Here is a 16,559-nt window from a genome sequence, read left to right on the forward strand (position 1 = left end):
TCAGCTCCAGCTGTGGCCGCAGGCCGTGCACACGTAGGAGATTCCGCCGTTGTCGCCGAGGACTTGGGCGACATGGACGGAACCGCAGGAAGGGCAGCTCAGACGGGTGACCGTATCCCGTGTCGACGCTGCTTCGAGGAGGTGGCCGACCTCCTCGAGGATGCTCGCAGGCATCACTGCTCCCTCCCGTCGGGCCGCGCCCCCTTCCGGCCGTTTGATTCTGCCACGGCCGGACCAATACGGTCAGCGACGCCTCAGTACCAGTCCGGACACGGCGCCTCCGCAGAGGTATACGCCTGCCGGGCCCCGAGTGACTCAAGCCGGTTCCGGAACATGAAAAAACCCGCCCCCTGTGGGGACGGGATCTTCGTCGACCGATCTGTGGAGCTAAGGAGAATTGAACTCCTGACCTCCTGCATGCCATGCAGGCGCTCTACCAACTGAGCTATAGCCCCTTGCGCTCTTCCCGCCGCTCGGCGGGGCGAACGAGAAGAACTCTAGCCTGCGACCTGCCGGAAAGTGAAATCCGGGTGCGCGGACCGCCGGGGCGTCAGTCGTCGTCGCCGAGCACCGGCTCCGGGAGCGTGCCGGCGTTGTGCTCCAGCAGGCGCCAGCCGCGGGCGCCCTCGCCGAGGACGGACCAGCAGCAGTTGGACAGACCGCCCAGGCTCTCCCAGTGACGGGCCTCAAGGCCCAGCAGGCGTCCGATGGTGGTGCGGATCGTCCCGCCGTGGCTGACCACGACGAGCGTGCCGTCGTCGGGGAGCTTCTCGGCGTGCCGCAGCACGACGGGTGCGGCGCGCTCGGCCACCTCGGTCTCCAGCTCGCCGCCGCCGCGGCGGACCGGCTCACCGCGCTTCCACGCGGTGTACTCCTCGCCGTAGCGCTCGATGATCTCCTGGTGCGTCAGCCCCTGCCAGACGCCCGCGTAGGTCTCGCGCAGGCCCTCGTCGTGGGTGACCTCCAGATCGGTGAGCGCGGCGAGCTCGGCCGCGGTGTTCGCGGCCCGCTGGAGGTCGGAGGCGACGATCGCGTCGGGCTTGAGGGAGACGAGCAGCCGGGCGGCGCGGCGGGCCTGGGCGAGGCCCGCCTCGGTCAGCGCGACGTCCGTGGTGCCCTGGAAGCGGCGCTCCACGTTCCAGGAGGTCTGGCCGTGGCGCCACAGGATGACGCGGCGGCCGCGGCCGGGCCGGCCGCCGGACACCTCACCGGTGGCGCTCATCACCACTCACCGCCCAGGTCGGCCGCCTCCTCGGCGGCCTGCAGCTTGGCGTGCGCCTCGGCCTTGCCGCGGGTGGCCTTCGCGTCGGCGGGCAGCTCGAGCTCGGGGCAGTCCTTCCACAGCCGCTCGAGGGCGTAGAAGACGCGCTCCTCGCTGTGCTGGACGTGGACGACGATGTCGACGTAGTCGAGCAGGACCCAGCGGGCCTCGCGGTCGCCCTCGCGGCGCACCGGCTTGGCGCCGAGCTCCTTCTGGAGCCGCTCCTCGATCTCGTCGACGATCGACTTGACCTGGCGGTCGTTGGGCGCGGAGGCCAGCAGGAAGGCGTCCGTGATCGACAGGACGTCGCTGACGTCGTAGGCGATGATGTCGTGCGCGAGCTTGTCGGCGGCCGCCTGAGCGGCGGTGTTGATGAGCTCGAGGGAACGGTCAGTGGCGGTCACTACGTGGCTTTCGGTCGGCGGTCACTTGACACCAAGGGTCTCACGGACCGCCGAGGGCACCCCACGTGATTAAGGGATCACGTGGGACACCCGCCGGATGCCGGACGACGGCTAGGACGACGACGGCTTGTAGTTCTGGCCGAGGATCACCGAGACGTTCGCGTTCCCGGTGACCTTGCCCTTGGTGACCGAGCCCGCGGGGAGGCCCAGGGTCTTGGCGACCTCGGCGGCGTTCTCCTTGTCGGCGGCGTCGGTGTAGACGACCTTGGAGGTGGCCGAGGTGGCGGAGGCCGTGCCGCCCTCCAGGAAGGTGAAGCCGCCGTTGAGGAGGACGACGCGGGCCTTCTCGGTGTTGTCCTTCACACCGCTGGCGTTCTGGACGGAGACGCGGACCGCGGCGCCCTGGTCGGGGCTCTTCGCCGTGCCGCCGAGGACGTCCTTGACCACGCCGGCGCTCGCCTGCTGGTTCAGCGTGCCGTCGGTCTGGACGGGCAGCAGGGCGGTCTTGTAGTCGCCGCCCTTGGCCAGGTCGGCGAGCTTGGCGAGGAAGGTGCCGAGGTCCTTGTCGGTCAGGGACGGGTCCAGGATCTGGGCCAGCGTCTGCACGGTGGTGGTCGCCGTGGCCGGGTCGGAGGACAGCTTGCGCAGCACGCCCTGCATGACCTGGCCGAACCGCTCCAGCTGGGCGTTCTGGGCCTCGCCGGAGGCGCGGTAGGTGGCGTATGCGACGGCCATCTTGCCGCTGAGGGTCTGGGCCTTGCCCTTGTGGACGAGGGGCGGGCTGCCCTTCTTCGTGGCGGCCGGGTCCGGTACGTCGGCGTTGGTGTCGACGTCGATGTTGCCGACGAGGTCGACGAGGTTCTGCAGGTAGGGGGTGTCCAGCCGCCAGGTGCCCTCGATGTTCGTGCCGAGGACCGTGTCGAGGGCGTCGCGGGTGCCGGAGGAGCCGTCGTCCTCGACCGACTTGGCGAGGGTGGACGTGTTGCCGTTGTCGTCCGTCAGGGCGAGGGAGTTGGGCAGCAGGACGGTGGTTGCCTGCTTGGTGGTGGTGTTGTCGACGAGCAGCGCCGTGGAGGTGCCGCCCTTCTTGGTGTTGTGCAGGTGGACGACGATCACGTCGCGGTTCTGGGCGCCCACGGCCGTCGCGGTGCCGGTCTTCGACTTGGCCGACGACAGTCCGGGCAGCTTCCCGGCGTACCAGAGGTAGCCCGCCCCGCCGACCGCGGCCAGGGCCAGGACCACGACGAGGGCGACGAGGCGGCTGCGGGCGCGGCGCTTGGCCTCCTCGCGGCGCTCGGTGCGGTTCTCGGTGAAGTTCAGCCAGTCGATGACGTCCTCGGAGTCGGCGTCGGGATCCTCGACGAAGGCGAACTGCTCGGTGCGGTAGTCCCGTTCGGGCCGGGGCGGGGCCTTCTCGCCCTGCTCCGGCGGGCCGGCCTGCTGCGGGATGTAGGCGGTCTGCTCGGCGACGACACGGGGTTGCTGACCGCTTGCCGCGGCCTGCCCGTAGGGGTCGTACGGCGCCCCGGAGGCGCCGCTGTGGTGCGTGCCGGTGCCGTAGGGGTCGTAGGAGGGCACGGGCGGCTGCTGGCCGGTCCCGTACGGGTCGTACTGCTGCGGGACCGGTTGCTGGCGGCCGGTGGCGTAAGGGTCGTATCCGTAGCCCTGCTGCTGCGGGTACGGGTCGTACGGCTGCTGGGGAGCCTGTTGCGGCGCTGCCTGCCGGTAGACGGGCCGGCCGTACTCGTCGTAGCCGACGAGCTCGTACTGGTCCTCGTGGTCGCCGCCGTAGCCCGCGTCGTATCGGTCGTTCACCGGTGCCCCTCTCGGCTCACTCGCCGCGGTACAGCTCGCGCTTGTCGATGTAGCGCACGACTCCGTCCGGCACCATGTACCAGATGGGGTCTCCCTTGGCGACTCTCGCACGGCAGTCGGTGGAGGAGATGGCCAGCGCGGGAACCTCCACGAGAGAGACACCGCCTTCCGGGAGGCCGCGGTCGGTCAGGTGGTGACCGGGGCGGGTGACCCCGATGAAGTGTGCGAGGGAGAACAGCTCTTCGCTGTCCCGCCAGGTCAGCAGCTGGGCGAGGGCGTCGGCGCCGGTGATGAAGAAGAGGTCCGTGTCGGGGTTGAGCGCGCGCAGGTCGCGCAGGGTGTCGACCGTGTAGGTGGGACCGCCGCGGTCGATGTCGATACGGCTCACCGAGAACTGCGGGTTCTCGGCGGTCGCGATGACCGTCATCAGATAGCGGTCCTCGGCCGGGGAGACATGGCGGTGGCTCTTCTGCCAGGGCTGGCCGGTGGGGACGAACACCACCTCGTCCAAGTGGAACTGCGCGGCGACCTCGCTGGCCGCCACGAGGTGCCCGTGGTGGATCGGGTCGAACGTTCCGCCCATGACGCCCAGGCGGCGCTTGCCCGGGTTCGACGGCCCGTTGCCGGGGCCGCCCACCGGGCGGGGTTCCGTGCCGATCGTCGCGTCCTTCGCCGGACCGGTAGGCATGTCCTGCTCTCCCATGCGTGCAGACCCTACCGGCCCGGCCTGAGGGCACCGGCCCGAGGATGCCCGGAGTGCCCCGCTATGGGCACCGGGTGCCTCAGCGGTCGCGGTTGAAACGGGTGGTGATCCACAGCAGGAGCAGCAGGATGAACAGCGCGCTGCCACCGGTGACGTAGGGGCTGAGGCTCTCGTGGTTGCCACCGCCCTCGCCCTCGGCGGCAAGGGTGGCCAACTGGGTAGCGGTGCTGTGGAAGCTCATCTTCGGCAGGACCTATCCGGTGTGGGCGGGATAAAGATGTCGGCCCATCGTAAGCGGGCGCCTTCCCGGCGATCACCCCGACTCCGCTGTCGGGGAACCCCGGGCGGTCGTCAGTCGTCCTTCTGCTTGTAGCCACGCAACAGGAACCACCCGGTCAGCGCACAACCCACCATCATCACGATCAGTACGACCCGGAGCAGATTCCCCGGCCCTTGGTGCTGGGCGGCGCTCGTGGCCTCGGCGAGCCAGGCGGCCGCGGGGGTGTGCTCCATGAATGTGGACTCCTTCGGTGTAGTGCCCGTCCACGGTAACTCCGCCTAGGCTGGGGCTCGCTTCGGGGGCGCAAAGGGCCGCACAAGGGTCCGCAAAGGGCCACTCACACGCACATGGGGGAGAACATGTCCGACGACGGCCACCACGAGCACAACGGACACGAGAACGTACCCAGCAGGCAGCGCAGGCGTTTCCCCGGGATCTCCTCGCGTGCGTACGAGCACCCGGCCGACCGCAGCGCGCTGGTGGCGCTGCGCAAGCTCAGCGGCTTCGACACGGTCTTCAAGGCGCTCAGCGGGCTGCTGCCCGAGCGCAGCCTCAGGCTGCTGTTCCTGTCCGACTCGGTGCGCGTGTCCGACCAGCAGTTCGCGCACCTCAACGACATGCTGCGGGACGCCTGTTACATCCTGGACCTGGAGAAGGTCCCGCCGATGTACGTCAACCAGGACCCGCAGCCGAACGCGATGTGCATCGGCCTGGACGAGCCGATCATCGTCGTCACCACCGGGCTCGTCGAGCTGCTCGACGAGGAGGAGATGCGGGCGGTCATCGGCCACGAGGTGGGCCACGCCCTGTCGGGGCACGCGGTGTACCGCACGATCCTGCTGTTCCTGACCAATCTGGCGATCCGGGTCGCCTGGATCCCGCTGGGCACCCTCGCGATCATGGCGATCGTGACGGCGCTGCGCGAGTGGTTCCGCAAGTCTGAGCTGTCCGCGGACCGCGCGGGGCTCCTGGCCGGACAGGACCTGCAGGCCTCGATGCGCGGCCTGATGAAGATCGCGGGTGGCAACCATCTGCACGAGATGAACGTGGACGCGTTCCTCAAGCAGGCCGAGGAGTACGAGGCGGGCGGTGACCTGCGCGACTCCGTGCTGAAGATCCTGAACCTGCTGCCGCGCTCGCACCCGTTCACCACCATCCGGGCGGCCGAACTGAAGAAGTGGTCCGAGTCCCGGGACTACCAGCGGATCATGGACGGCCACTACCCGCGGCGCACCGAGGACAAGGACACCTCGGTCTCGGACTCGTTCCGGGAGTCGGCGGCGAGCTACGCGAGCAATGTGAAGAGCTCCAAGGACCCGCTGATGAAGCTGGTCAGCGACATCGCCGGCGGGGCCGGGGGCATCGGCGGGCGGGTGCGGCGCGGGTTCGACGGCTTCACGAGCTCGTCGCCCTCGCAGGAGCAGCCGCCGGCGGACGAACCGCCCACGGACACTCCGCCGCGCGACGACGAGTGACCCACGGTCCAGGGCCGGCGGGGCTGCAGCGCCCCGCCGGGGTCGCTCACACCTTGGGCTGTGCGCTGGTCGCCAGGGAGCCGCAGAGGGCCGTGGCGCCGCCCGTGGCGTAGGGGTCGGTGCCTGCCGGGCCGCCCGCCTTGGCCGTCTGTCCGGCCAGCAGCGGGTGGAAGTGGTTCGTCGAGTCCTCGGCGCAGGACAGGGGGCCGGCCTGGACGTAGGAGACGACGAGCTGGGCCTGGTGCAACCGCAGGTCGTCGCGGTCGAAGCGGAAGTGCAGCTCGCGCCGGACGGTGAACAGGGAGGCCTGCGCCTTGACGTCGGCGCCGGTCGGCCGCAGCGCGTAGACGAAGGTGTGGTCCGCGGTGACCTCGAGGGTTGCCGAGTCGGTCTCGGTGGCCTGCAGCGAGCCCTGGACCCGGATCTTGCGGTCGGCGAGCTGGGCGCGGGTCTGGTCGAAGCGAACCAGCCATCCGGTGGGCTGGTGCCGGCCGTCGGCCGTCGGGTGCTCGAAGCTCTGGTCGAACTGGTCGAGTTGGCTGCTGTCGAGCATGACGCGCACGGCGCGGACGTCCTGGCTGCTGAGTACCTCGGGGTAGAGCGAGGAGCGGACTATGTAGTCCTTGGCGGTGGTCAGGGCCGCCACCACCTGGCTGTCCGAGAAGTGTGCGGTGCGCCGCGCGGCCGGCAGCGGTATGCCTTCGGCGCCGACGCGGAACTGCGCGGCGGGGCTGTGCGTGTACAGGTACTCGGGATCGGCCGCGCCCGGCACCTTGCCCTGTGGGGAGAGCGGGATGACGGTCATCCGCAGGGGCTCGACGGGCTGCCGGGCGGCGGGGCTCTGGTAGGGGTGCCGTACACCCATGTAGATCGCGGTCCCGAAGGCCATGGCTATCAGCAGGACCAGGATCAGCGCCTGCCGGGACAGGCCCCTGCGCAGCGGCGGGCGGCGGCGCACGGCGGGCGCGTGGTCGGCCATGCGTTCCTGCGCGGAGAACTCCTGGAGGCGGGCAGCGCGGACGAACGACTCGTCGAAGACGACGGATCGGTACTCGTCCTCACCACCCCCGGGGGCGCCCTCGGGTGTCCCCTCAGGTGGGTCTCCAGGCCCTCCCATACCTTCAGGGTAGGTCTCCGGGAGCCCCGGTAAACGCCCTGGTACACGACAAGTTCTGACAGGTTCTCACCAGGTTCGAAAGTGAGCGCGAAGGGGGTGCTCCGGGCGCCGCTCAGGGGCTCGGCGGGATGACCGAGAGCGCTGGCTGAGAGTTGTCGGCGGAAGCGGAGGGTGGCGCCGCGCTGCCCTGTTCCAGGCCCGTCGAGGCGGGCGGCGGAACCTGGTCGCGGCTGCCCGAGGGGGAGCCCCGGTAGACCGCCGTGAAGGCCAGCGCGACCATGCCTATGCCCATCACGAGGGCGAGCATCCAGGCGACGGGGCGGTGCCAGCGGACCTGTTTTCCGTACGTCCCCGGGGCGCCGTAGCGGCCTTCGAGGATGTCGGTGTCGTCCGGGTCGTCGAGCTCGGGATCATGGCCGAAACCGGAGGGGTCGTATCCCTCCTCGTACCGCTCGCCCCTGCCGTGGGCCCGGCGCGCTTCCGCCTCGGAGGCCTCGGCTCTCGCCTGGGCGGCGGCAAGGAGGCGTTCGACGGCGGTCGGCTCGTGCACCACGGCCGCCCGTACGAAGGCCTCGTCGAAGACCACGGAGGCGAACTCTTCGTCCGACACCCCGCGGTCGTGGTCGTCGTCGGGCTCCCAGCCGTCAGGGAACGGCGTGCCCCCCACGTCCTCCGGCACGGGATCCAGAGTAGACCTGGGGGGTCAATTTGGGCAGACGGTATGGAAATTCATCCGCCTTGTGAGACACCTCTCATGGGCCCTGGCCCAAGGGCACGCCCGCCCGGGAGGGCCCGGTCTCAGCGCCGGATGTGTCCGTCCCCGGTGACGATGTACTTCGTGCTCGTCAGCTCCGGCAGCCCCATCGGTCCGCGCGCGTGCAGCTTCTGCGTGGAGATGCCGATCTCCGCGCCGAAGCCGAACTGGCCGCCGTCGGTGAAGCGGGTGGAGGCGTTCACGGCGACGGTGGTGGAGTCCACGAGCTGGGTGAAGCGGCGGGCGGCCTGCTGCGAGGTCGTCACGATCGCCTCGGTGTGGCCCGAGGTCCACAGCCGGATGTGCTCGACGGCCTTGTCCAGGGAGTCCACGACGGCGGCGGCGATGTCGTAGGAGAGGTACTCGGTGTCCCAGTCCTCCGGCGTCGCCTCGACGACGGTCGCCTTGGAGTCCTTGGCGTACGCCAGCACCCGCGGGTCGGCGTGCACGGTCACCCCGGCCTCCGCGAGGGCGTCCAGGGCGCGCGGCAGGAACTCGGGGGCGATGTCCTGGTGGACCAGGAGGGTCTCGGCGGCGTTGCAGACGCTGACCCGCTGGGCCTTGGAGTTGATCAGGATGTCGATCGCCATGTCGAGGTCGGCATGGGCGTCGACGTAGACGTGGCAGTTGCCGGTGCCGGTCTCGATGACCGGGACGATCGACTCCGAGACGACCGTCTGGATCAGCGAGGCGCCGCCGCGCGGGATCAGGACGTCGACCAGGCCCCGGGCGCGCATCAGCTCGCGCACGCTCTCGCGGCCCTCGCCGGGTACGAGCTGGACGGCGTCGGCGGGCAGTCCGGCCCCGCCCACGGCGTCCCGGATGACCCGGACGAGGGCGGTGTTCGACTCGTAGGCGGAGGCCGAGCCGCGCAGCAGGACCGCGTTGCCGGACTTCAGGCAGAGGGCGGCGGCATCGACGGTGACGTTCGGGCGGGCCTCGTAGATGATGCCGACGACGCCGAGCGGGACGCGGACCTGGCGCAGGTCGATGCCGTTGGGCAGGGTCGAGCCGCGGACGACCTCGCCGACCGGGTCGGGCAGGGCGACGACGTCGCGCACGTCCGAGGCGATGGCGCGGACGCGCTCCGGGGTGAGCGTCAGCCGGTCGATGATGGCCTCGCTGGTGCCGGCCTCGCGGGCCTTGGCGATGTCCTTGGCGTTGGCCTCGACGATCTCGCTCGTACGGACCTCCAGGGCGTCCGCGATGGCGGCCAGCGCGTCGTCCTTGACCGCGCGCGGCAGCGGGGCGAGGTCGGCGGCGGCGGCCTTGGCGCGGTAGGCGGCCCGGTTGACCGGGGACATGGAGTCGTACGGCGAAAGCGTGGTCATGAGGGAAGGGTAGTGCGCCGGACGGACGCGTCCAGCAGCCATTCCAAACCCCGAGACACCCGGCGAAGAGGGCTCAAAAGGGATGGACCCCGACGGGCGTCGCCGGCGGCGGCCCGTACCCCTCCGCGATCCGCTGGTGGTACGTCTCGCGGTCGATGACCTCCAGGCCGACGATCTCCCAGGGCGGCAGCTTGGCGGTCTGGCGGTGCTCGCCCCACAGGCGCAGGGCGACGGCGGCCGCGTCGTGCAGGTCGCGGGCCTCCTCCCAGTAGCGGATCTCCGCGTGGTCGCCCGCGTACCGGCTGGTCAGCAGAAAGGGGTGGTCGTGGGCGAGCTGCTCCAGGCCGCGCCGCACCTCCTTCAGGGGTGCCTCCTCGCCGGAGACGCTGAGGGTGACATGCCACAGGCGCGGCAGGTCGGCCGGTTCCTCGTACCGGTCGCCGGCCGCGACGCTGGTCAGAGCGCGTTCCTCGCCGGCCGCGCGGGAGGGGGCGCCGTCACGGGACGCCGCCGCCCCAGGGCGCACTCGTCTCACGACGGCCTCCTTCACGCAGTGATCGACTGGATGGACGTGCGGAACGTATCCCTGAGACAAAGTTGAGCAGGCCGCAAGGGATCGCGGGGCGGTTTTGCGGAACGTCCACCTCAGGACGGGCCGATTTGCGGGGCGTTCCCCCTGTTTTCGGCCGGGGGTCCGGGGATGGCTCCCCGGAGAACACAGCCGGCCGGGAGCCCGGGGATCGCCCCCCCCCAGACAACACAGCCAGCCGGGAGCCCGGGGATCGCCCCCCAGACAACACAGCCAGCCGGGAGCCCGGGGATCGCCCCCCGGAGAACACACCCAGCCAGGGACCCGGGGATCGCCCCCGGAAAACACAGCCGACCGGGGATCCGGGGTTGGCCACTGGAGAACGCAGCCGGCCCGGGCTTCAGGGATGCAGGATCACCAGGTCGTCCCGGTGGATGATCTCGCGCTCGTAGGCCGGGCCCAGTTCGCGTGCCAGTTCCCGGGTCGAGCGGCCGAGCAGCTGGGGGATCTCCTTGGCGTCGAAGTTCACCAGCCCGCGGGCCACCGCGCGCCCCTCGGCGTCGCGCAGCTCGACCGGGTCCCCGGCGACGAACTCGCCCTCCACGGCGGCGATTCCGGCCGGCAGCAGCGACTTGCGCCGCTCGACGACCGCCCGCACCGCCCCGTCGTCCAGAGTGAGGGAGCCCTGCGGGGTGGAGGCGTGCTGCAACCACAGCAGCCGGTCGGCGGAGCGCTTGCCGGCGGGGTGGAAGTAGGTGCCGGTGTCGCCGCCGTGCAGGGCCTCGGCGGCGTGGATCGCGCTGGTCAGGACGACGGGAATGCCGGCGGCGGCCGCGATCCGGGCCGCCTCGACCTTGGTGACCATGCCGCCGGTGCCGACGCCGGCCTTGCCCGCGCTGCCGATGTCCACCCCGGCAAGATCCTCCGTGCCCCGCACCTCCGCTATCCGCGAGGTGCCGGGCTTGCTGGGGTCGCCGTCGTAGACGCCGTCGACGTCGGAGAGCAGGACCAGCAGGTCGGCGTGGACGAGGTGGGCGACGAGGGCGGCGAGGCGGTCGTTGTCGCCGAAGCGGATCTCGTCGGTGGCGACGGTGTCGTTCTCGTTGACGATCGGGAACGCGCCCATCGCGAGCAGCTTGTCGAGGGTCCGGGAGGCGTTGCGGTGGTGGGCGCGGCGGCTCATGTCGTCGGACGTGAGCAGGACCTGGCCGACGCGGACGCCGTAGCGGGCGAAGGAGGCGGTGTAGCGGGCGACCAGCAGGCCCTGGCCGACGCTGGCGGCGGCCTGCTGGCGGGCGAGGTCCTTGGGGCGGCGGCGCAGGCCCAGCGGGGCGAGCCCCGCGGCGATGGCACCGGAGGAGACCAGGACGATCTCCTTCTCGCCGCCGCTGCGGCTCTTGGCGAGGACGTCGACGAGCGCGTCGACCCGGTCGGCGTCGAGGCCGCCGGACCCGGTGGTCAGCGACGAGGAACCCACCTTGACGACGATCCTGCGGGCCTCGCTCACGGCCTGCCTTGCCCCTGCCACCTTGTTCTTCCGTCCCCTCGCACGCTCAGGCTTCCCCGCCCGGCAATCTACGCGAAGGGGACCGCGCCGCGCGCGCCGGTCCAGTCCCCGGACAGGCGCCGCGTAACCATTTGCTCACGCGTTGCATACGGCAAAAAGGTTGCACTGGTTGCGTATAGAAAACAAAGCCCAGGTAAATCTAATTTGAACGCCGTGCCACCTAAAGATCGCCCCGAAGTCCGCCGCACCAAGCGCATCCTGCTCCGCTCGGGGAAGAGCCCCTATGACGTCTTCTCCGTGGAGGAGGCCCTCCACCAGGACGTCATCGCCACCAACTCCGGCAATCTGATCTTCAGTGATGCCTCACACAAGATCCTCGAGACCCCCGGCACCGAGGTCGTCTCGAACGGCATTCGGACCGATGTGGCGGCGGCGGGCCGGATCAACGAGGAGTACGACGCCTTCGTCGTACCGCTGGCCAACGCGTTCCGGCCGTCGTTCGAGCCGCAGCTGAAGCGGCTGACGCGGCTGATCGGCAGGCTGCGGATCCCGGTCGTGGTGCTGGGCATCGGCGCGCAGGCGGGGCTGAGCTACAACGCGGCGCGGCTGAAGCCGATGGAGCCGTCCGTGCGCGAGTTCGTCTCCGCGGTGCTCGACCGCAGCGCCTCGATCGGGGTGCGGGGCGAGTTCACCGAGAAGTACCTCAAGGACCTGGGGTTCCGGGACGTGGAGGTCATCGGCTGCCCGTCCCTTTTCATGTACGGCAAGGAACTCGCCGTACACAAGCGGGCGTCGGAGCTGACCCCCCGCTCCCGGATCGCGGTCAACGGATCGCACAGCGCGGTGCAGAAGCAGGGCCTGGGCAAGGTCATCGACCGCGCCCACGCCCGCTATCCGCACCTGACGTTCATCGGCCAGAACCTCAGCGACGCACGCCAGCTGCACTGGCGGGACCTGTCCCACCCGAACGCGGCGGTGACGGCGATCCCGACGCACCCGGATCACCCGATGTACCGGGAGGACAGGGTCCGGGTCTATGTCGACCCGGTCACCTGGATCGACGATCTGCGGGGGTACGACTTCTCCTTCGGTTCCCGCATCCACGGCAATATCGCGGCGCTGCTCGCGGGCACGCCCGCCACCGTGCTGTGCGGCGACTCGCGGACCCTGGAGCTGTGCCGCTACTTCGACATCCCGTACCGCCGCATCGACAAGCTGCCCCCGGATCTCGACCCGGCCGAGCTGTACGAGGAGGCCGACTTCGGCGGCCTGTCCGGCGGGCATCTCGAGCGCTTCGAGCGGTTCACGGCGTTCCTGGACAGAAACGGCCTGGAGAACACGTTCACGCACGGCGACGGCGGCGCGGCCTTCGAGGCCCGTATGCGCTCGCTGGCCTTCCCGGCCGGGATCCGTCCCTGGAACGACGCCGACCTCGCCTCGCTCACCTCACGCTTCGGCTGGCTGCAGAGCCGTATCAGCGAACTGTCGCTGGACAACGCCCAGTTGAAGCGGGAGCTGGAGCGGGGCGCCGCCAAGTCCGGTACGGCGGGTCCGTCGACGTCCGTCTACCGCCGGGCCCGGCGGGTGGTGGGGCGCCCGATCCGGCGGGCGCTGCAGTCGGGCAGGCAGTAGCGCCTGCCCGTCGCTCCGCGGGCTGTATCGATTTGCGGCCACTTCGATACAGCCCCGCGCCCCTTCAGGGCGCTGGGACAAACCGAGCAGACTCCGCCGGCCCACCCCTTGACCGGCCGTCAGGCCGCCGCGGCGGTCCCGCCCGGGGTGCGCGTCCGGCCCGCGCCGGACCGTGTCTTCAGTACACGGCGCGCCTTGCGCACGGCCCGCTTCAGCACCGATGCGGGCGAGTGCTCGCGGTAGCCGTGGAAGGCCCGGGCCTCGCGAGGTGCGGCGAGGTAGACCGAGTCCGGGATGGCTGCCTTCGCGTCGCGGAAGTGCGGGTAGACGAGGTACACGTGGTGGCCCTTCTTCTCCAGGAGGGCGGCCGCCTGCTTCTTCGCCTTGACGAACTCCACGACGGGGAGGAGGAGTTCGGGCTGCTGCTCGGCCACCAGGTGGAGGCGCAGGCGCTCCTCGACCTTGAGGCGGCCGGCGACGCCCTCGGTCCAGAACTCCTCCATCAGCGGCTTCGCCAGCTCGAACTTGTGCTGCCGTATCTTCTCGCTGTCCTTGAGGAACTTGGGGCCGAACTGCGGCAGCAGCGTGATCAGGAAGGGCCGGTGCATGAGCGCGTCGCGCCGCTCGCCGGCGGGGACGAGTTCGGCGATCAGGTTCATCAGGGCGCGCGCGGAGTCGAAGCGCAGGGTGTAACTGCCGCTCTTCGTCACGTGCTTGCCGTCGTCGCGGCCCACCAGGTAGTAGCAGGTGTAGTCGGCCAGCACGGAGACGCCGTTCGCCCGCAGATAGGCCTCCATGGTGAACAGCGCGTCCTCGCCCGTCCACAGGGACTCGTCGAAGCGCATGCCGTGCTGCTCGAGGAACTCACGGCGGAACAGCTTCTGCGCGCTGAGCGTGAACTTGATGTTGGAGGAGTAGACGTCGGTGCGCTCGAGGGTCTTGCCCCACATCGACTGCGGCGGCTTGCGGTTGATGCCCTCGACGCGGCCGAGGACGACGTCCGTGCCGTTGCGGTCGGCCATGGCGACCATGCGCTCCAGCGCCTCCGGGCCCAGCCGGTCGTCGGCGTCGAGGAAGAAGACGTAGCGGCCGGCGGCCTTGCCCAGGCCGACGTTGCGCGGGCCGCTGGGGCCGCCGGAGTTGTCCTGCCGGATCACGGTGACCGACATGGCCACGCGGGCCGCGAACTCCTCCAGGTACTCCCCCGACCCGTCGGTGGAGCCGTCGTCCACCGCAATGACCTCGATGCGCTCCGGGTCGATGGTCTGTGCCTCGACGGACGCCAGGCACTCGACCAGATACGGCATCGCTTCGTACGCCCCGATGACGACGCTCACATCAGGCTGCGTCACGGTCACTGTTTCCCCCTCGTCAACGGGATATTTCCCCCGTATCGCCTCATTCGCTACTTGGAAAGACGGCCGACCCGGGCAAGCGGTTGCCCCATAACCAGGTTTTCGTGACTCAGTTCACATGGCGAACGGACAGGTACGGACACATGAACATACGTAAAAGGGCCCGGTTTTCGAGGATCACTCCTCGAAAACCGGGCCCTTCTCACTCATCTCACACCGTGAGCTGCGGCTTTTTCACCGGACTCTTCACCCGGTGGGCGGCTGCGCCGACAGTGCGTCCGACAGTTCGTCCGCCCCGGGGGTACCGGCCGCGGCGGCCCGGGACTCCTGGCCGAGGTTGCGGGTGTCGGCCTTGAGCGCCAGGTCCGCCACCGCGGTGTTGAACTGCTCGATGGACGTGGGCTCGTCCGGGCCGAGCAGGTATTCCTTGAGCTCCTTGCGGTCCTCCGCCAGCGCATCGGCGGCCGGGTCGCGGACCGCACCCAGCAACTCGCCCAGTTCCGCGGCGCTGTTGGAGAGGATCACCGCGGCGCGCACGGCCGTGTTCTGCCGCTTGAACTCCTCGACGCCCAGCTCGGCGGAGTCCGTGACCGCGTACGGCTTGCCGCTCGCGATGAAGTCGGAGACCACGCTGGAGATGTCGGAGACCATCGCGTCCGAGACGTTGAAGCAGTCGTACAGGCGCGGCTCGGCGCCCGAGATGACACGGTGCTCGAAGTCGCCGAAGGAGCGCCAGTAGGCGTCGTTCCACTCGCCGCGCAGCCGGGCGACCTCCTCGTGCTTCTTGAGGTCGACGACGCCGTCTCGCGAGGCCTCTGCCTCGTCGCCCTTGTCTCCGCCGGTGCCGGAGAGCTCGGCGAGGCGCGCCTCGATCCGGGTCAGCTCGGCCTTGGCCTGCGCCAGGGCGGCGGCATCGGCCTTGAAGCGGGAGTCGGCGGCGCGCTCGGCGGCGGCCTTCTCCACCAGGGCGACGATGCGCCGGTGCGCGGCGCCGGCCTCCTTGCTGACGGTGCCGGTGAACGGGTGCGGCTTGTACAGGACCCGCACCGGCGGATCGGTCTTGACCAGCTTCTTCACGATGTTCTCGCCGGCCAGCACGATCGAGGTGTTGCCCGGGTCGCCGTCCCATCCCTCCCAGGTGGGCGCGTACAGAACCGTGGGGATGCGTCCGTCCGGCACACCCTGCCAGCCCTGGATCGGCGCCAGCTGCGGGCGGCCGACCTCCACGATGTCGTCGTCGCGGACGCCGACGTCGGCGATGGCATAACGGTCACGGCCCGCACGCCCGGCGGTCCACACCTCGTCGTACACCTTGCTGAACGGGTTGACGCTGGCCAGCTTGTCGCTGTCGCCGTGGCCGATGAAGACGTGCTTCATGGTGGGGACGCGCAGCAGGTGGATGTTCTTGCCGACGTTGGCCGCGTACAGCGCGACGCGCACGTTCGACAGGTCCAGGTTCATCAGGTGCACACCGCCGGGCACGCAGATGACGGGAACCGTGGTGGGCGCCAGGTTGGCCAGGATCACGCGCTCGCGCAGGATGACCAGCGGCTTGGAGTCCAGCTGCTCCATCGTCTCCAGCCACATGTTGACCTGGTACGCCGAGTCCTTGGAGCCCGAGAAGTACAGCACCGTCTCCGGCTTGTAATGCTCCAGCCAGTCGTCGACGGCCGCCAGCACCTTCTCCGCGTTCGGCGGAACCTTGCTGCCGCGGACATACGGCATCAACGCGAGGACGTACAGGCAGCCCAGGGCGATGGTGATGCCGATGCCGATGAAGCCGGGCACGGACGACTCCATGGCCGCGGCGACCAGGATGCCGGCGACGGCCGCGAGGTCGAGGTGGAGCATCTTCTCGGCCGAGCGGTTCAGCAGCCCGCGCGGCGGCGCGTCCGGGATACGGATGCGCGAGGCCAGGTCGACATTGCGGGTGGCGACCGGCATCCGGCGGCGGTTGCGGATCAGGGTGACCAGGGCGCCGTGCGGGGCCTGGAGACCGTAGAACGCGATGAAGCAGGCGACCGCGCCGTAGTAGATCAGGTTGTCCGCGAGGGACAGCCGGGCCAGCAGCAGGATCAGCAGCAGCTCTCGGATCAGGAAGCGGATCGAGAGGCCGGCGCGGACCTTGCTGAGACGGTTGACCAGGTAACTGCCCTTGCGGTGCAGATAGTGGTCCGCCAGGTACGTCACGGCGGCCGCTGCCGCGAAGGCGTAGACGCTCGGGATGAGCGCGGCCAGCATGAGCGCCGGGAAGCCCAGCATCATGAGCGCCGCCGCGGCCAGCTCGGCCGCGCTGCCCACCCGGGCGACGCGAATAGCGGTGGATATCACGGAGAACCTGCTCTGGGAGGGGGAGTGCCGGTTTTGTTCTGGAGTGCGCAGGGTTTGTGGCAATT

The 16,559-nt window shown here is 70.1% G+C and carries 16 protein-coding genes and 1 tRNA gene; 2 read left to right on the forward strand and 15 right to left on the reverse strand.

Features of this window, described 5'->3' with window-relative positions; genetic code table 11:
• From ACFY10_RS04930 to ACFY10_RS04965, 8 genes are all read right to left on the reverse strand, one after another.
• The gene (locus ACFY10_RS04930; RefSeq protein ID WP_107057459.1) at window positions 1–174 is read right to left on the reverse strand and encodes a hypothetical protein; all 174 of its coding nucleotides are present in this window, start codon (window positions 172–174) and stop codon (window positions 1–3) included.
• Window positions 175–382: 208 nt separating this feature from the next.
• A tRNA-Ala gene (locus tag ACFY10_RS04935) sits at window positions 383–455 on the reverse strand.
• A gap of 95 nt (window positions 456–550) precedes the next feature.
• Window positions 551–1,222 carry a histidine phosphatase family protein gene (locus tag ACFY10_RS04940; RefSeq protein ID WP_390663625.1) on the reverse strand — a complete coding sequence of 224 codons (672 nt, stop codon included), beginning with the start codon at window positions 1,220–1,222 and terminating at the stop codon, window positions 551–553.
• Window positions 1,222–1,665 (reverse strand): ribosome silencing factor, encoded by a 444-nt coding sequence (rsfS, locus tag ACFY10_RS04945; protein ID WP_390663626.1) that lies wholly within the window; start codon window positions 1,663–1,665, stop codon window positions 1,222–1,224. Before rsfS ends, ACFY10_RS04940 begins: the two co-directional genes overlap by 1 nt.
• A 111-nt stretch (window positions 1,666–1,776) precedes the next feature.
• Window positions 1,777–3,480 carry a LytR C-terminal domain-containing protein gene (locus ACFY10_RS04950; protein ID WP_390663627.1) on the reverse strand — a complete coding sequence of 568 codons (1,704 nt, stop codon included), beginning with the start codon at window positions 3,478–3,480 and terminating at the stop codon, window positions 1,777–1,779.
• Window positions 3,481–3,496: 16 nt separating this feature from the next.
• On the reverse strand, window positions 3,497–4,183 hold the full coding sequence (nadD, locus tag ACFY10_RS04955; RefSeq protein WP_390663628.1) for a nicotinate-nucleotide adenylyltransferase: 687 nt from the start codon (window positions 4,181–4,183) through the stop codon (window positions 3,497–3,499).
• A 79-nt stretch (window positions 4,184–4,262) separates the two neighbouring features.
• Complete coding sequence (locus ACFY10_RS04960; RefSeq protein ID WP_390663629.1) at window positions 4,263–4,424, reverse strand: hypothetical protein; 162 nt, start codon at window positions 4,422–4,424, stop codon at window positions 4,263–4,265.
• Window positions 4,425–4,534: 110 nt separating this feature from the next.
• A complete protein-coding gene (locus tag ACFY10_RS04965; protein ID WP_275774861.1) occupies window positions 4,535–4,696 on the reverse strand; it encodes a hypothetical protein in 162 nt (53 codons plus the stop codon).
• A 126-nt stretch (window positions 4,697–4,822) separates the two neighbouring features.
• Between ACFY10_RS04965 and ACFY10_RS04970 the strand changes: the two genes are divergently transcribed.
• On the forward strand, window positions 4,823–5,938 hold the full coding sequence (locus ACFY10_RS04970) for a M48 family metallopeptidase (protein WP_390664135.1): 1,116 nt from the start codon (window positions 4,823–4,825) through the stop codon (window positions 5,936–5,938).
• A gap of 46 nt (window positions 5,939–5,984) precedes the next feature.
• Here ACFY10_RS04970 and ACFY10_RS04975 read toward each other — a convergent pair whose 3' ends face one another.
• The 5 genes from ACFY10_RS04975 to proB all read right to left on the reverse strand — a co-directional run bounded on the left by ACFY10_RS04975 (window position 5,985) and on the right by proB (window position 11,176).
• Window positions 5,985–7,055 carry a hypothetical protein gene (locus ACFY10_RS04975; RefSeq protein ID WP_390663630.1) on the reverse strand — a complete coding sequence of 357 codons (1,071 nt, stop codon included), beginning with the start codon at window positions 7,053–7,055 and terminating at the stop codon, window positions 5,985–5,987.
• A 112-nt stretch (window positions 7,056–7,167) separates the two neighbouring features.
• A complete protein-coding gene (locus tag ACFY10_RS04980; RefSeq protein ID WP_390663631.1) occupies window positions 7,168–7,734 on the reverse strand; it encodes a hypothetical protein in 567 nt (188 codons plus the stop codon).
• 119 nt (window positions 7,735–7,853) lie between these two features.
• Window positions 7,854–9,140, reverse strand: a complete 1,287-nt coding sequence (locus ACFY10_RS04985; protein ID WP_030934266.1) for a glutamate-5-semialdehyde dehydrogenase — start codon at window positions 9,138–9,140, stop codon at window positions 7,854–7,856.
• 73 nt (window positions 9,141–9,213) lie between these two features.
• Complete coding sequence (locus ACFY10_RS04990) at window positions 9,214–9,666, reverse strand: hypothetical protein (RefSeq protein WP_390664136.1); 453 nt, start codon at window positions 9,664–9,666, stop codon at window positions 9,214–9,216.
• A gap of 403 nt (window positions 9,667–10,069) precedes the next feature.
• A complete protein-coding gene (proB, locus tag ACFY10_RS04995; RefSeq protein WP_390664137.1) occupies window positions 10,070–11,176 on the reverse strand; it encodes a glutamate 5-kinase in 1,107 nt (368 codons plus the stop codon).
• Between the two features lie 213 nt (window positions 11,177–11,389).
• Here proB and ACFY10_RS05000 point away from each other — a divergent pair, with 213 nt between their 5' ends.
• Window positions 11,390–12,808 (forward strand): polysaccharide pyruvyl transferase family protein, encoded by a 1,419-nt coding sequence (locus ACFY10_RS05000; protein WP_390663632.1) that lies wholly within the window; start codon window positions 11,390–11,392, stop codon window positions 12,806–12,808.
• Between the two features lie 119 nt (window positions 12,809–12,927).
• Here the strand turns inward: ACFY10_RS05000 and ACFY10_RS05005 are convergent, their stop codons facing one another.
• Together ACFY10_RS05005 and ACFY10_RS05010 are read right to left on the reverse strand one after the other, a co-directional pair.
• A complete protein-coding gene (locus ACFY10_RS05005; protein WP_390663633.1) occupies window positions 12,928–14,166 on the reverse strand; it encodes a glycosyltransferase family 2 protein in 1,239 nt (412 codons plus the stop codon).
• Between the two features lie 243 nt (window positions 14,167–14,409).
• Complete coding sequence (locus ACFY10_RS05010) at window positions 14,410–16,494, reverse strand: hypothetical protein (protein WP_390663634.1); 2,085 nt, start codon at window positions 16,492–16,494, stop codon at window positions 14,410–14,412.
• Window positions 16,495–16,559 lie beyond the last annotated feature (65 nt).

The organism is Streptomyces sp. NPDC001401, from assembly GCF_042895385.1.
Classification (GTDB): Bacteria; Actinomycetota; Actinomycetes; order Streptomycetales; family Streptomycetaceae; genus Streptomyces.

Bases quoted from the DNA above. Each gene is read 5' to 3' on its own strand.
- ACFY10_RS04930 (WP_107057459.1), bottom strand. From the start codon at position 174: ATGCCTGCGAGCATCCTCGAGGAGGTCGGCCACCTCCTCGAAGCAGCG.
- ACFY10_RS04940 (WP_390663625.1), bottom strand. From the start codon at position 1,222: ATGAGCGCCACCGGTGAGGTGTCCGGCGGCCGGCCCGGCCGCGGCCGC.
- nadD (WP_390663628.1), bottom strand. From the start codon at position 4,183: ATGGGAGAGCAGGACATGCCTACCGGTCCGGCGAAGGACGCGACGATC.
- ACFY10_RS04960 (WP_390663629.1), bottom strand. From the start codon at position 4,424: ATGAGCTTCCACAGCACCGCTACCCAGTTGGCCACCCTTGCCGCCGAG.
- ACFY10_RS04965 (WP_275774861.1), bottom strand. From the start codon at position 4,696: ATGGAGCACACCCCCGCGGCCGCCTGGCTCGCCGAGGCCACGAGCGCC.
- ACFY10_RS04970 (WP_390664135.1), top strand. From the start codon at position 4,823: ATGTCCGACGACGGCCACCACGAGCACAACGGACACGAGAACGTACCC.
- ACFY10_RS04975 (WP_390663630.1), bottom strand. From the start codon at position 7,055: ATGGGAGGGCCTGGAGACCCACCTGAGGGGACACCCGAGGGCGCCCCC.
- ACFY10_RS04985 (WP_030934266.1), bottom strand. From the start codon at position 9,140: ATGACCACGCTTTCGCCGTACGACTCCATGTCCCCGGTCAACCGGGCC.